Origin of the sequence: Streptomyces sp. NPDC007971 (assembly GCF_042958635.1) — a bacterium.
In the GTDB taxonomy this organism is placed as follows: Bacteria; Actinomycetota; Actinomycetes; order Streptomycetales; family Streptomycetaceae; genus Streptomyces.
Map to the genome: position 1 here is coordinate 91651 of NZ_JBIBJK010000008.1, position 13571 is coordinate 105221.

The 13571-nt window shown below is 68.6% G+C and carries 13 protein-coding genes; 3 read left to right on the forward strand and 10 right to left on the reverse strand.

Features of this window, described 5'->3' with window-relative positions; genetic code table 11:
- Window positions 1–15 precede the first annotated feature (15 nt).
- Window positions 16–1182, reverse strand: a complete 1167-nt coding sequence (locus ACFZCP_RS18345; protein WP_391428058.1) for an HpcH/HpaI aldolase/citrate lyase family protein — start codon at window positions 1180–1182, stop codon at window positions 16–18.
- A gap of 175 nt (window positions 1183–1357) precedes the next feature.
- Between ACFZCP_RS18345 and ACFZCP_RS18350 the strand changes: the two genes are divergently transcribed.
- Window positions 1358–2161, forward strand: coding sequence for a TerD family protein (locus tag ACFZCP_RS18350; protein ID WP_362678993.1), 804 nt, complete (start codon window positions 1358–1360; stop codon window positions 2159–2161).
- A 201-nt stretch (window positions 2162–2362) separates the two neighbouring features.
- On the opposite strand, the gene ACFZCP_RS18355 is transcribed toward ACFZCP_RS18350, so the two are convergent.
- From ACFZCP_RS18355 to ACFZCP_RS18385, 7 genes are all read right to left on the reverse strand, one after another.
- Window positions 2363–3094 carry a Tellurium resistance gene (locus ACFZCP_RS18355; protein WP_362678990.1) on the reverse strand — a complete coding sequence of 244 codons (732 nt, stop codon included), beginning with the start codon at window positions 3092–3094 and terminating at the stop codon, window positions 2363–2365.
- A gap of 97 nt (window positions 3095–3191) precedes the next feature.
- The gene (locus ACFZCP_RS18360) at window positions 3192–4331 is read right to left on the reverse strand and encodes a DUF475 domain-containing protein (RefSeq protein ID WP_391428060.1); all 1140 of its coding nucleotides are present in this window, start codon (window positions 4329–4331) and stop codon (window positions 3192–3194) included.
- Window positions 4332–4470: 139 nt separating this feature from the next.
- Entirely contained in the window at window positions 4471–4650 is a 180-nt protein-coding gene (locus ACFZCP_RS18365) for a hypothetical protein (protein ID WP_362678984.1), read from the reverse strand.
- Between the two features lie 101 nt (window positions 4651–4751).
- On the reverse strand, window positions 4752–5330 hold the full coding sequence (locus ACFZCP_RS18370; protein WP_391428062.1) for a TerD family protein: 579 nt from the start codon (window positions 5328–5330) through the stop codon (window positions 4752–4754).
- A 100-nt stretch (window positions 5331–5430) separates the two neighbouring features.
- A complete protein-coding gene (locus ACFZCP_RS18375; protein WP_362678977.1) occupies window positions 5431–6006 on the reverse strand; it encodes a TerD family protein in 576 nt (191 codons plus the stop codon).
- A 140-nt stretch (window positions 6007–6146) separates the two neighbouring features.
- Window positions 6147–6605 carry a peroxiredoxin gene (locus ACFZCP_RS18380; RefSeq protein WP_362678973.1) on the reverse strand — a complete coding sequence of 153 codons (459 nt, stop codon included), beginning with the start codon at window positions 6603–6605 and terminating at the stop codon, window positions 6147–6149.
- 147 nt (window positions 6606–6752) lie between these two features.
- Window positions 6753–7193, reverse strand: a complete 441-nt coding sequence (locus ACFZCP_RS18385) for a DUF3052 domain-containing protein (RefSeq protein WP_362678970.1) — start codon at window positions 7191–7193, stop codon at window positions 6753–6755.
- 414 nt (window positions 7194–7607) lie between these two features.
- On the opposite strand from ACFZCP_RS18385, the gene aceE reads away from it, so the two are divergent.
- Entirely contained in the window at window positions 7608–10355 is a 2748-nt protein-coding gene (gene aceE, locus ACFZCP_RS18390; RefSeq protein WP_362678967.1) for a pyruvate dehydrogenase (acetyl-transferring), homodimeric type, read from the forward strand.
- A gap of 85 nt (window positions 10356–10440) precedes the next feature.
- Entirely contained in the window at window positions 10441–11184 is a 744-nt protein-coding gene (locus tag ACFZCP_RS18395; protein ID WP_391428321.1) for an ion channel, read from the forward strand.
- Window positions 11185–11306: 122 nt separating this feature from the next.
- Here ACFZCP_RS18395 and ACFZCP_RS18400 read toward each other — a convergent pair whose 3' ends face one another.
- Both ACFZCP_RS18400 and ACFZCP_RS18405 read right to left on the reverse strand, forming a co-directional pair.
- Entirely contained in the window at window positions 11307–11615 is a 309-nt protein-coding gene (locus ACFZCP_RS18400; protein ID WP_116151367.1) for a small hydrophobic protein, read from the reverse strand.
- A gap of 298 nt (window positions 11616–11913) precedes the next feature.
- Window positions 11914–13533, reverse strand: coding sequence for a DHA2 family efflux MFS transporter permease subunit (locus ACFZCP_RS18405; RefSeq protein WP_391428065.1), 1620 nt, complete (start codon window positions 13531–13533; stop codon window positions 11914–11916).
- Window positions 13534–13571 lie beyond the last annotated feature (38 nt).

Here is a 13571-nt window from a genome sequence, read left to right on the forward strand (position 1 = left end):
TTGGGTTGGGAAGAGTCAGCCGGGTATTCCGGCGGCGAGCAGCTCCACAAAGCCGACGTCCTCCTTGGCCACGCCGAAGACCTCGGCGCGCAGCAGGGTCCGCTCGGCCCAGGCACGGTGCGGCTTCACTTCATTCATCTTGTTCGTGTAGGCCGAACGGAGTACACCCCCGCCGCCCCGTTCCGGCCTCAGGATGTCCTCGGCGTCGCTGAACTCCTCGTGACTGACCACGGACAGCGCGTGCACGGGCAGGACGTGTGAGGGGTGGATGCAGGTCTTGCCGAGCAGGCCGTTGGCCTGGTCCAGGGAGATCTCCCGCAGCAGCCCGTCCATCGCGTGCTCGATGAGCTTCTCCCGCAGCTCGACGGCCTGCCCCTCCAGGAAGGGGCTCTGGCGCAACTGCGGCTTGAACATGCGCTCGGAGACCCGGAAGTACTCCCACACCGGCCCGGTCACGGTGAACCCGCTGCCGTCGGCCCGGCCGAGCATGTTGACCACGTCGGCGATCACCGAGGCGACGATCTGCACGTCGTACGCGGTCATGTCGGGGGCCCGGCGCAGGCCGTAGGAGGAGCAGAAGTCGGTGACGCCGAGGCGCAGGGCGAGCACGCGGTCGCGGAACTTGCCGACCGCGCGGGCGATGCCCTCCAGGGTGTCCACGCGGGACTCGCGGTACAGCAGCTCGGGCGATTCCAGGACCGGCATGGCGAACAGCCGGTGCCCGCTCTCGGCCTCGGCCGAGGCCATGGCCTCCAGGAACGGCAGACCCCGCTCCTCGGTGAACTTGGGCAGCACGAACCCGGACAGCAGCCGCACGCCCGCGCCGAGGCGCCGTACGAGGTCGGGGATCTGCTCGGGGACACGCACCCGGATGAACAGCAGGGGCGGCTCCACGCCCGTGCGGGAGTCGAGGTCGGCGAACTGCCTGACGAGGTTCTCCTCGCCCTCGGCGACGTCCGCGTCGTCGATCGAGTCCTCCAGGCACAGCACCATCGAGACCACGCCGTTGCCGGCCTGCTTGACGATGTCGTCGGCGAGCCGCGGCCGGGTGGCCGGGCTGTACAGAGTGGCGCCCAGGGCCGCGGAGAGCAGCCTCGCCGGAGAGTCGGCGCTGAACGCGCTCGGCTCCCGGTGGAAGAGGCGCTGCCGCACCTGAGGGGCGATGTGCCCGAAATGACGCATAGGACTCCTCAGTGCACAAGCCGAGTCCGTGGATTCGGTAAAGGGTGGCCGGTAATAGTACGTAGGGAGCTATGTCGGGGGTTCCCCGCGGGCATGAATTTCCGGTAACTCGGCCGTGTCGGCGACAACACCCCCCGCATTGTCGTGGCCAGGACGCAGAAGGCAGGATGACGGCATGACGCACGCGATGCTGAAGGGGTCGAACATCCCGCTGGAGGCCACCACGGTGCGCGCCGTGCTGCGCTGGACACCCGGACAGGGGGTCCCGGACGTGGATGCCTCGGCGCTGCTGCTGGGCCCCGACGGCCGTGTGCGCTCCGACGAGGACTTCGTTTTCTACAACCAGCCCCGGCACCCGTCCGGGAAGGTGTGGCGCCTCGGCAAGAAGCGGATCACCGAGGGCCTGACCGACACGATCCAGTCAGACCTCTCGGGGGTCGAGCCCGCTGTGGGCCGCATCCTGCTGGTGGCCTCCGCGGACGGCCTCTCCTTCGACCGTGTCCCGGCCCTGTGCATCATGGTCTACGACGCGGCCGTCGCCGATGCCGAACCGCTGGCCAGCTTCGAGATCAAGCCGGAGACCGGCGCCGAGACCGCGCTGATCTGCGGCGAGCTGTACCGCCGCGGGGAGGGCTGGAAGTTCCGTGCGCTGGGAGAGGGCTACTCGAACGGTCTGAAGGGCCTCGCCACGGACTTCGGCATCTCCGTGGACGAGTCGGAGGCGGAGGAGGAGCCGCCCCAGGCCCTGCCCGAGACCACGTCCCAGCCGCTGCCGCCGGAGCAGCCGCCGGCGTTCCCCTCCCAGCCGGCGTACGGCTATCCGCAGCCGACGTCCGCGCAGCAGCCGTCGTACGGCTACCCCCAGCCGACCTCGGCCCCGCCCGCCTACGGCTATCCCCAGCCCCAGCCGGCCCTGGCCGGACCCCTGGACCCGAACTTCCGGCTGCCGCCGCAGGGGCCGCAGTTCATCGGCCGCTAGGGACGGCCGACAGCCGCCAAAGACACCCGACGGCCACCGGGGACGCCCGACGACCGGCGGAGACGCCCGACGACCGCCGGGAACGGCCGGCTCGGGGGCGCCGGGGAGAACCGCGCGATCAGCCGCACGCGGGCCCGCGCCCGCGTGCCGGTCCGCCCACCGGCCCCGCACACCCGCGGCCGAGAGTGATCACCGCCCGACTCAGCGCTCGACCGACTTGTAACCCCGCCCCCAGGTCAGCCCCCACCCGTACAGCCGGTCCAGCTCGCCCTGGAAGCCGTACACGAACTTCACCTCGCGCCGGACCACCAGCTCCCCCTTGACGTTCTCGATCATCACGACCGCACACGAGCGGGCCTGTGGATGCCGCTCGTCCAGGCCTATCGCGATCCGGGGGCCGTTGCTGGGGTAGAGCGTCACGATCGCGTGCGTACGGTCGAAGGCCGGTGTCTGGTCGTAGATGTACACGAAGACCAGCAACCGCTTGATCGCGTCCCGGTGGTCCAGGTTGACGTACATCGTCTCGCCGGACGCCGACCCGAACCGGTCGTCCCCGCTGAGCTTGATGTACGGGGGTGCGTTGACGTCCCCGAGATAGCCGCCGAGCGGCTGGACGACGCCCTTCGTGCCGTCGGTCAGCTCGTACAGGCAGCCCAGGTCCAGGTCGACGTTGACCATGCTCTGCCCGTGCCCGAGCACCTCCGGCGGCTTGAGCGCCCTGAAGGGATGCCGGAACAGACTCGTGCGCTGGGTGCTGTCGAAGTCGGAGGTCCGCATCCGCCAGGTCAGGTTGACGCGCAGATGGCCGGTGGCCGCGTCCTGCTTGGTGAGCGACACCTGCTGGTGCCGCCGGGTCAGCTCGATCGCGTTGGTCGCGGCACTGCCCGAGTCGAACTCGGCCCGGCCGCCGCGCAGCCCGTCGAAGAATCCCATTCCCGCCCCCAGGTACACCAGGTACTCGTCACTACGCCGTCGGGGCGGCCGACCACGTCGGCCGCCCCGAACAGAGCGTTCCTCACCGCGTGGGGTGTCACACCCCGGAGGAGATCTCGGCCTTCTCGCCGGTGCCGGCCTCCTCGGCCTCCAGGACCCGGTTGCGCCGGACGGAGGACCAGAAGGACCAGGCGATCAGGACCACGCCGACGAGGCCCGTGATGACCTCGTTGATCTCGTACTGGATGGTGACCATGAGGATCACGGCCAGGGCGCCGATCGCGTAGTGGGCGCCGTGCTCCAGGTAGACGTAGTCGTCGAGGGTGCCCTGGCGGACGAGGTAGACCGTCAGCGAGCGGACGTACATCGCGCCGATGCCGAGGCCCAGCGCCATCAGGACGATGTCGTTGGTGATGGCGAAGGCGCCGATCACGCCGTCGAAGGAGAAGGACGCGTCCAGGACCTCCAGGTAGAGGAACATGAAGAACGCGGCCTGGCCGGCCAGGACCACCGCCGAGCGCTGCTTGCCGCTGCGGGCGGCCTCTTCCTCCTCCTCGTGCTCGCGTTCCTCCTCTTCCTCCAGCCGGTCCTCGAAGTAGCCGGAGAGACCGCCGACGATCATGTAAGTGATCAGGCCGGCGATGCCGGCGATCAGGACCGTCTGGCCCTTGTCCACATGGGCGCCGCCGTGCTGGTGGGCGTGGGTGGCGAAGGTGAAGGAGGTGATCAGCAGCACGACCAGGGAGACGCAGACCGACAGCATGTCGACCTTGCCGAGCTTGGCCAGGGGCCGCTCGATCCAGCGCAGCCACTGGATGTCGCGGTCCTCGAAGATGAAGTCGAGGAAGATCATCAGCAGGAACATGCCACCGAAGGCGGCGATCGCCGGGTGGGCGTCGGTGACCAGCTGCTGGTAGCGGTCCTTGTTGTTGAGAGCGAGGTCGACGGCCTCGATCGGGCCCATCTTGGCGGTGATCGCGACGATGACGACGGGGAAGACCAGCCGCATGCCGAACACCGCGATGAGTACGCCGACCGTGAGGAAGATCTTCTGCCAGAAGGCATTCATCTTCTTCAGGATTCCGGCGTTGACCACCGCGTTGTCGAACGACAGCGAGATCTCGAGGACGGAGAGGATCGCCACGATGCCGAAGGCCTCCCACCCCCCGTAGAAGACCGCAGCGACCAGACCGACCGCGGTAACCGCGAACGACCAGCCGAAGGTTTTGAGAAGCACTGGCTACCCCATCGTGTTGGTACGGGTCTCCCCCGCGCCGTACTCAGCTTTGCTAAACGTTGACCACGAGTGTAGAGGGGCACCCGGTCATGGACGGCGGCCAGGGCGACCTGCACGGAAAACCCACAGGTCCGGCTGGTCAGCGACCCTTGACTCCCTCGAAGATCACCAGGAAGGGCGAGGTGAATCCGGATGCCTCGACGGGATTGGCCCGCCCGGTGACGATGAGGACGACACCGGCGATCAGCACGGCGCAGTACACGAACGCGGAGAGTGCGGGGTTGAGTCGCAGCGGCGTCTGTTCCGGTTCCCGTTTCAAGTGCGCACTCCGTTCGTCCGAAGTCGGCGACGTGCCAGGGTCTCCGCCCGATGCCGGGCACGGCGAGCCGGGAGTCCCCCTGCGCAGCAGCCGTCACGGCTTTACGAAACGTTGACCCCGAAGTCCAGGGCGATCCCGCGCAGCCCCGACGCGTACCCCTGGCCGACCGCTCGGAACTTCCACTCGCCCTGGTAGCGGTAGAGCTCGCCGAAGATCATGGCCGTTTCGGTGCTGGCGTCCTCGCTGAGGTCGTAGCGGGCGAGCTCCTGGCCGTCGGCCTGGTTGACCACGCGGATGAAGGCGTTGGAGATCTGGCCGAAGGTCTGGCCGCGCTCGTCGGCCATGTGGATGGAGACCGGGAAGATGATCTTCTCGCAGGTGGCCGGGACCTTCAGCAGGTCCACCAGGATCGACTCGTCGTCGCCCTCGCCCTCACCGGTGAGGTTGTCACCGGTGTGCTCCACCGAGCCGTCGGGGCTCTTGAGCTGGTTGTAGAACACGAACCACTCGTCCCCCATCACCCGGTTCCCCGCGCCGCACAGCAGGGCGCTGGCGTCCAGGTCGAAGGGGGCTCCGGTCGTGGAGCGCGCGTCCCAGCCGAGCCCGATCATGACGTTGGTGAGGTTCGGTGCGGCCTTGGAGAGGGAGACGTTGCCTCCCTTGGCGAGCGTGACGCCCATGATGCTGGTCCTCCCCTAGTGGTGCTTCCCTGGTTGTCCTGCGCGTCCGGCGCCGCCCGTAAACGGTGCGGCGCCGGACGGCGGGTGGAACTGTCAGGCGTCAGACGTTGACGCCGAAGTCCTGGGCGATGCCGCGCAGGCCCGAGGCGTAGCCCTGGCCGATGGCGCGGAACTTCCACTCCGCGCCGTTCCGGTACAGCTCGCCGAAGACCATCGCGGTCTCGGTGGAGGCGTCCTCGCTCAGGTCGTAGCGGGCGATCTCCTGCTCACCCGCCTGGTTGACGACGCGGATGAACGCGTTGCGGACCTGGCCGAAGGACTGCTGGCGGTTCTCGGCGTCGTAGATCGACACCGGGAACACGATCTTGTCGACGTCGGCCGGGACAGCGGCCAGGTTGACCTTGATCTGCTCGTCGTCCCCCTCGCCCTCACCGGTGATGTTGTCGCCGGTGTGCTCGACCGAGCCGTCGGGGCTCTTGAGGTTGTTGAAGAAGACGAAGTTCTGGTCGCTGGCGACCTTGCCGGCGTTGTTCAGCAGCAGCGCGCTGGCGTCGAGGTCGAAGTCGGTGCCGGTCGTGGTCCGCACGTCCCAGCCCAGACCGACGATGACGGCGGTCAGGCCCGGGGCCTCCTTCGTCAGCGATACGTTGCCGCCCTTGCTGAGGCTGACTCCCACGGGTCCTCCATGTGGTGTCGAGGGGCGGGGAGCCCCGTCGTGCTTCGGATATGGGATCAACGTGCCGATCCTAGTGACGGGTTCCCGCACCCCGCAGACCCTGGACCCCGTGCATCACAGGTGTCGGCCCAGGAACCGGATCACAGGGTGTCGAGCGCCTTCACGTAGTCGTTCAGGTCACGGGCGTCCGGCAGGCCGTTGAGCACGGTCCACCGCACGACGCCCTCCTTGTCGATGATGAAGGTGCCGCGGACGGCACAGCCCTTGTCCTCGTCGAAGACGCCGTACGCGCGCGAGACGTTGCCGTGCGGCCAGAAGTCGCTCAGCAGCGGATACTCCAGGCCCTCCTGCTCGGCGAAGACGCGCAGGGTGTGGATGGAGTCGTTGGAGACGGCGAGCAGCTGGGTGTCGCGGTCCGAGAACTTCGGCAGGTTGTCGCGCAGCTCGCACAGCTCGCCGGTGCACACGCCGGTGAAGGCGAAGGGGTAGAAGAGCACCACCACGTTCTTCTCACCGTGGAAGTCGGAGAGCTTCACGGTGCGGCCGTGGTTGTCCTTGAGCTCGAAGTCGGGCGCCTTGTCGCCGACCTGGATCGCCATCGTCGTGCATCCCTTCGGTGGGCTGTTCGGGTGAGAGCACAGCAAGCGCTCGGAACCACCCTACGCAGCGATCACCGCGGGCCGTCCGCAGGCCTCCGGACGGGCCGGGTACTCCCGGCCCGTCCGACGCCCCGAGGACGAGGCCGTCTACTTCTTGCCGGACTTCGCTGCCTTCGGCGTCGCCAGACGCGAGCCGCTCCAGTCCTTGCCGACGCTGACGCTCTTGGACGCCGTCAGGCCTGCGGTGGTCGCGGCTTCCGAGATGTCACTCGGCTCCACGTACCCCGTACGGCCGGTCTTCGGCGTGAGGAGCAGGATGGCGCCACCCTCTTCGATGTAGGTGGTGGCATCCACCAGTACATCGGTCAGGTCGCCGTCCTCGTCACGGAACCAGAGCACGACGGCGTCGGCCACGTCGTCGTAGTCCTCGTCCATGAGGTCGCTCTGGATGGCTTCCTCGATGACCTCGCGGAGCTCCTGATCGACGTCGTCGTCGTAGCCGATCTCCTGGACCACCTGCCCGGGCTGGAAACCCAGCCTGGCGGCAGGGTTCGTCCGCTCCTCCGCGTGGTCCGCGGTCGCGCTCACGGGTTGCCTCCTGATCATGTCTTGATGAGTATCTCAGCCACGCGCGTGCGCGAAGCATTGGCCGTAGTCCACACGGGCGGGACCGATCGCGCAAGTACCCGGCCCTCCAGACCGCCGAAACGGTGACGATCCCGGCCGTGTCGTCGCAACTCCTTGCACGGTATCCCGATCCATCCTGGCTCACATCACACCGATGTGCCCGCTTTGCACGATTCGGAATCATCCGGCGATACGACCATCGAACAACTTTGCCATGCCCGTCACACCCCGGGCGTATCGTTGCGTTTTGACCGGACCCCGGTCCGGTTACCCCACGGTAGAGATGACGTACGCCTCCCCTAGGTACACGATGGGGATCGGTGTAGGCACGAGCGAAAAGTCAAAAAAGCGCCCCTCTGACAGGTAAGGAACAGCGTGGCTTCCGGATCCGATCGCAACCCGATCATCATTGGCGGCCTTCCGAGTCAGGTTCCTGACTTCGATCCCGAAGAGACCCAGGAGTGGCTCGACTCCCTCGACGCCGCCGTGGACGAGCGCGGCCGGGAGCGAGCCCGCTATCTCATGTTGCGCCTGATCGAGCGTGCCCGCGAGAAGCGCGTGGCCGTGCCCGAGATGCGCAGCACGGACTACGTCAACACGATCCCCACCAAGAGCGAGCCGTTCTTCCCCGGCAACGAGGAGATCGAGCGCAGGATCCTCAACGCGACCCGGTGGAACGCGGCCGTGATGGTCTCGCGCGCCCAGCGCCCCGGCATCGGCGTCGGCGGCCACATCGCCACCTTCGCCTCCTCCGCCTCCCTCTACGACGTGGGCTTCAACCACTTCTTCCGGGGCAAGGACGAGGGCGACGGCGGCGACCAGGTCTTCTTCCAGGGTCACGCCTCCCCCGGCATCTACGCACGCGCCTACCTGCTCGACCGGCTCACCGAGCAGCAGCTCGACGGCTTCCGGCAGGAGAAGTCGAAGTACCCGAACGGCCTCTCCAGCTACCCGCACCCGCGCTCGATGCCGGACTTCTGGGAGTTCCCGACGGTCTCCATGGGCCTCGGCCCGCTCGGCGCGATCTACCAGGCCCGCATGAACCGCTACATGCAGGCGCGCGACATCGCCGACACCTCCAAGTCGCACGTCTGGGCGTTCCTCGGCGACGGCGAGATGGACGAGCCGGAGTCGCTCGGCCAGCTGTCCATCGCCGCTCGCGAGGGCCTGGACAACCTGACCTTCGTCGTCAACTGCAACCTCCAGCGGCTCGACGGCCCGGTGCGCGGCAACGGCAAGATCATCCAGGAGCTGGAGTCGGTCTTCCGGGGCGCCGGCTGGAACGTGATCAAGCTGATCTGGGACCGCACCTGGGACCCGCTGCTCGCCCAGGACCGCGACGGCGTCCTGGTCAACAAGATGAACACGACCCCGGACGGGCAGTTCCAGACCTACGCCACCGAGTCGGGCGCCTACATCCGCGAGCACTTCTTCGGCGACGACCTGCGGCTGCGCGCGATGGTCGAGAACATGACCGACGACCAGATCCTGCACCTGGGGCGCGGCGGCCACGACCACCGCAAGATCTACGCGGCGTTCAAGGCGGCCAAGGAGCACAAGGGCCAGCCGACGGTCATCCTGGCCAAGACCATCAAGGGCTGGACGCTGGGCCCGAACTTCGAGGGCCGCAACGCCACCCACCAGATGAAGAAGCTGACGGTCGACGACCTCAAGCGCTTCCGGGACCGTCTGCACCTGCCGATCTCCGACAAGGACCTGGAGTCCGGCGTCCCGCCGTACTACCACCCGGGCCGCGACACGGAGGAGATCCAGTACATGCACGACATGCGCAAGGCGTGCGGCGGGTACGTCCCGACCCGCGTCGTGCGCTCCCAGCCGCTCGCGCTGCCGGACGACAAGACGTACGCGACGGTGAAGAAGGGCACCGGCCAGCAGTCCATCGCCACGACGATGGCCTTTGTGCGCCTCCTCAAGGACCTCATGCGGGACAAGGAGATCGGCAGGCGGTTCGTGCTGATCGCGCCGGACGAGTACCGCACGTTCGGCATGGACTCCTTCTTCCCGAGCGCAAAGATCTACAACCCGCTCGGCCAGCAGTACGAGGCGGTCGACCGGGACCTGCTGCTCGCGTACAAGGAGTCGCCGACGGGCCAGATGCTGCACGACGGCATCTCGGAGGCGGGCTGCACGGCCTCGCTGATCGCGGCCGGTTCGGCCTACGCCACACACGGCGAACCGCTGATCCCGGTCTACGTCTTCTACTCGATGTTCGGTTTCCAGCGCACCGGCGACCAGTTCTGGCAGATGGCCGACCAGCTGTCGCGCGGCTTCGTGCTGGGCGCGACCGCCGGCCGTACGACCCTCACCGGTGAGGGCCTGCAGCACGCGGACGGCCACTCGCAGCTGCTCGCCTCGACCAATCCGGCGTGCGTGGCCTACGACCCGGCGTACGCGTACGAGATCGCGCACATCGTCCAGGACGGCCTGCGCCGGATGTACGGCGGCGACGCCGAGCACCCGCACGGCGAGGACGTCTTCTACTACCTGACCGTCTACAACGAGCCCATCCAGCACCCGGCCGAGCCAGCCGGCGTGGACGTCGAGGGCATCCTCAAGGGCATCCACCGCATCGGCGCGGCCACGGGCGGCGCGATCCCGGCGCAGATCATGGCGTCCGGCGTCGCGGTGCCGTGGGCGCTCGAGGCGCAGCGGCTCCTCGCCGAGGACTGGAACGTGAAGGCCGACGTGTGGTCGGCCACCTCCTGGAACGAGCTGCGGCGCGAGGCCGTGGCCGTGGAGGAGCACAACCTGCTGCACCCGGAGGAGGAGCAGCGGGTGCCGTACGTGACGCAGAAGCTGAGCGGCTCCGAGGGCCCGTTCGTGGCCGTGTCCGACTGGATGCGATCGGTTCCGGACCAGATCGCGCGGTGGGTGCCGGGCACGTACCAGTCGCTCGGCGCGGACGGCTTCGGCTTCGCGGACACCCGTGGCGCGGCCCGGCGCTTCTTCCACATCGACGCCCAGTCGATCGTGGTGGCGGTGCTGACCGAGCTGGCCAGGGACGGCAAGCTCGACCGGTCCGTGCTGAAGCAGGCCATCGACCGGTACCAGCTGCTGGACGTCTCGGCGGCGGATCCGGGGGCGGCCGGCGGCGACGCATAGGCGCTACCGGGCAGTCGGCGTAAGGGCGACGGGGCTCATGTCCGCGTCGCCCTCACTGCTTCCTTACGATTCGGTCATGAAAGGCATGCGGGAACGGTCGGCGCAGGAACGCTGGGAACGGCTCAGCCAACGGCCGCTGCTGGCGCTCGCGGTGGCCTTCGCCGTCGCCTACGCGGTGCCGATCGTGGACGGTTCGGCGGGGTACTCCCTCACGTCCGCGTGCACGGTCGTGGAATGGGTGGTGTGGGGGGCGTTCGCCGCCGACTACCTCGTACGGCTGGCCCTCGCGCCCCGGCGCAAGGAGTTCGTGTGCACGCACTGGCCCGATCTGTGCGCGGTGGTGCTGCCGGTGCTCCAGCCGCTGCGGCTGCTGCGGCTGGTGTCCACGCTGCTGCTGGTGGGGCGGCGGGCCCGGATGGCTCCGCAGATCCGGCTGACGACGTATGTCGTGGGCTCGGTGATCGGCCTGCTGATGTTCGGGTCGCTGGCGGTGCTGTCGGTGGAACGGGAGTCGCCGAACGGGAACATCCGCACGCTGGGTGATGCCGTGTGGTGGTCGTTCACGACGATGACGACCGTGGGGTACGGGGATCACGCGCCGACGACCGGGCTCGGGCGGATGATCGCGGTGGGGCTGATGCTCTCCGGGATCGCACTGCTGGGTGTGGTGACCGCGAACATCGCGGCCTGGTTCATCTCCCGGTTCGAGAAGGACGACGTGGAGGAGCGGCGGCAGACGGAGGCGATCGCCACTCTGGCCGAGGAGGTCCGGCTGCTGCGGGCGGAGGTGGCCCGGCTGGCCGAGGAGCGGGAGGAGCAGCGGAGCTGAGCGTCCGCGCAGGCACGCGGCGGCCCACGGCCGCGCGGCGACCGCGGACCGTGAGCCGTGAGCCGTGAGCCGTGAGCCGTGAGCCGTGAGCCGTGAGCCGTGAGCCGTGAGCCGTGAGCCGGTTACAGCATCCCGTGGCCCCACGTGGCCACGCCGGCAAGGGCGACGATGGCCAGCAGGGTGTCTATGGCACCCAGGACCAGGGCGACCACGGCCGGGACGTTCCGGTCGGAGGACCACTTGCGACCCATGGACTGCCAGCCGCAGAACATCGCCACCGGGCCGAGGACGATGCCCAGTGCGAAGAAGCCGGCCACCGCGCAGACGGTGCCGATGATCCCGAGCGTCGCACGGTCCGGCCCGGTCCGTCGCCATGTCCGGCCACGCGACCGGGGGTACCCGCGCGTTCCTTGCCCGAAGCCTGCCATCATCAACTCCCTGGATTTCATGGTCGGTTCGGCTTCGAACAACGGGTACCCCGGTTCCGTGCGGGCAGACCTGCGCGCGCCGCCCCCCTCCGGCAGCGCGCGCCACGGCCCCTCGCCCTCCCATGCCCTGCGGAGGACTTGACCCACTGTGAACTGCGGCGCGCACCGCGGGCGAGGAATCTTTAGCGGAGTCACCCTGATAGGCGAAATCCGCCAGGACCCGGGGAGAGGGGACTCGGGGAGAGGGGACCGCACGAGATCCCGGGTGACACCACGGCGCTTCCCGGGATCTCACGGAATCTCAGATGTGGCCCACTCCGGCGCCCGCCTCCGCGTTCTGCCCCCGCTTGGTGAGCAGCGCGACGAGGACGGCCACCGCCGCCACGCCCGCCGCGACCAGGGAGGCGAGGCTCATGCCGGAGATGAAGGTGTCGTGGGCGACGCCGGTGATCTTCGCGACGATCGGTTCCGGGGTGCCCTTGGCGACCGGGGCCACACCGACCTGCACCGCCTCGGAGGCCTTGTCCAGCTGACCGGCGGTGAGCTGCGGCAGCCCGGCACCGGTCCAGTTGCCCGGCAGGTCGCTGTCGACCTTGGAGGCCATCACGGCACCCAGCACCGCCGTACCGAGGCTGCCGCCGATCTGCATGGCCGCCTGCTGGAGGCCGCCCGCCACGCCCGACAGTTCCATGGGGGCGTTGCCGACGATGACCTCGGTGGCACCCACCATGACCGGCGCGAGGCCGAGTCCGAGCAGGGCGAACCAGACGGACATCACGCCGCTGCCGGTGTCGGCCTTCAGCGTCGACATGCCGTACATGGCGATCGCGGTCGCGGCCATGCCGCCGGCCAGCGGGATGCGCGGGCCGAGCTGGGTGATGGCGGCGCCCGCGAGCGGGGAACCGACGATCATCATGCCGGTGAGGGGCAGCAGGTGCAGACCGGCGTCGATGGGGCTCATGCCGTGCACGTTCTGGAGGTAGAACGTCACGAAGAACAGGCCGCCCATGAAGGCGATGGCCATGAGGACCATGAGGACCACACCCGCGGACAGCGGTACGGAGCGGAACAGCCCGAGCGGGACGAGGGGTTCGGCGACCCTCGTCTCCCAGAACGCGAACACGCCGAAGAGCAGCACCGAGACGGCGAGGAACGCCCATGTCCTGACGTCGTCCCAGCCCCAGGCGGGGGCCTTGATGAGCGCCCACACCAGGCAGAACATCGCGCCGGACAGCAGGGCGATGCCGAGAACGTCGAAGGACCGAGGCGCGTTTTGGGCCCGGTGGTCCAGCAGGATCATCAGGCCGAGGAGCAGCGCGATCAGACCGACCGGCACGTTGATGAAGAACACCGACTGCCAGTTGACGTGCTCGACGAGGACACCGCCGAGGATCGGGCCGCCCGCGGTGGACGCGCCGATCACCATGCCCCAGATGCCGATCGCCATGTTGAGCTTCTCGGCCGGGAAGGTGGCCCGCAGCAGTCCGAGCGCGGCCGGCATCAGCAGGGCGCCGAACAGGCCCTGGAAGACGCGGAAGGTGACGACCGCGGCGATGCTGTGGGACAGGCCGATGGCGCCCGAAGCGGTGGCGAAGCCGGTCACGCCGATGAGGAAGGTCTGCCGGTGGCCGAAGCGGTCACCGAGCTTGCCCGCGGTGATCAGGGAGACCGCGAGGGCGAGGAAGTAGGCGTTGGTGATCCACTGCACGTCCGAGAAGCTCGCGTGCAGGTCCTTGGCGATCGCGGGGTTGGCGATGGCCACGATGGTGCCGTCGAGGGCCACCATCATGACCCCTACGGCGACGGTGATGAGGGTGAGCCACGGGTGGCCGCGCAGCCCCGGGGCCGGGACCGACTCCGCCGGGGCCGCCGGCGCGCTGTCCTCCGGTCCCGTCGTGTCGATGGTGGTCTGACTGGTCATGCGTTCGAGGCTAGTGACAGCCGCTGACATTTGACAAA

Excerpts from the sequence above, each read along its gene's own strand:
- ACFZCP_RS18355 (WP_362678990.1), bottom strand. The coding sequence starts at position 3,094 with ATGGGATTCTTCGACGGGCTGCGCGGCGGCCGGGCCGAGTTCGACTCG.
- ACFZCP_RS18350 (WP_362678993.1), top strand. The coding sequence starts at position 1,358 with ATGACGCACGCGATGCTGAAGGGGTCGAACATCCCGCTGGAGGCCACC.
- ACFZCP_RS18405 (WP_391428065.1), bottom strand. The coding sequence starts at position 13,533 with ATGACCAGTCAGACCACCATCGACACGACGGGACCGGAGGACAGCGCG.
- ACFZCP_RS18370 (WP_391428062.1), bottom strand. The coding sequence starts at position 5,330 with ATGGGCGTCACGCTCGCCAAGGGAGGCAACGTCTCCCTCTCCAAGGCC.
- ACFZCP_RS18380 (WP_362678973.1), bottom strand. The coding sequence starts at position 6,605 with ATGGCGATCCAGGTCGGCGACAAGGCGCCCGACTTCGAGCTCAAGGAC.
- ACFZCP_RS18395 (WP_391428321.1), top strand. The coding sequence starts at position 10,441 with ATGCGGGAACGGTCGGCGCAGGAACGCTGGGAACGGCTCAGCCAACGG.
- ACFZCP_RS18345 (WP_391428058.1), bottom strand. The coding sequence starts at position 1,182 with ATGCGTCATTTCGGGCACATCGCCCCTCAGGTGCGGCAGCGCCTCTTC.
- ACFZCP_RS18400 (WP_116151367.1), bottom strand. The coding sequence starts at position 11,615 with ATGATGGCAGGCTTCGGGCAAGGAACGCGCGGGTACCCCCGGTCGCGT.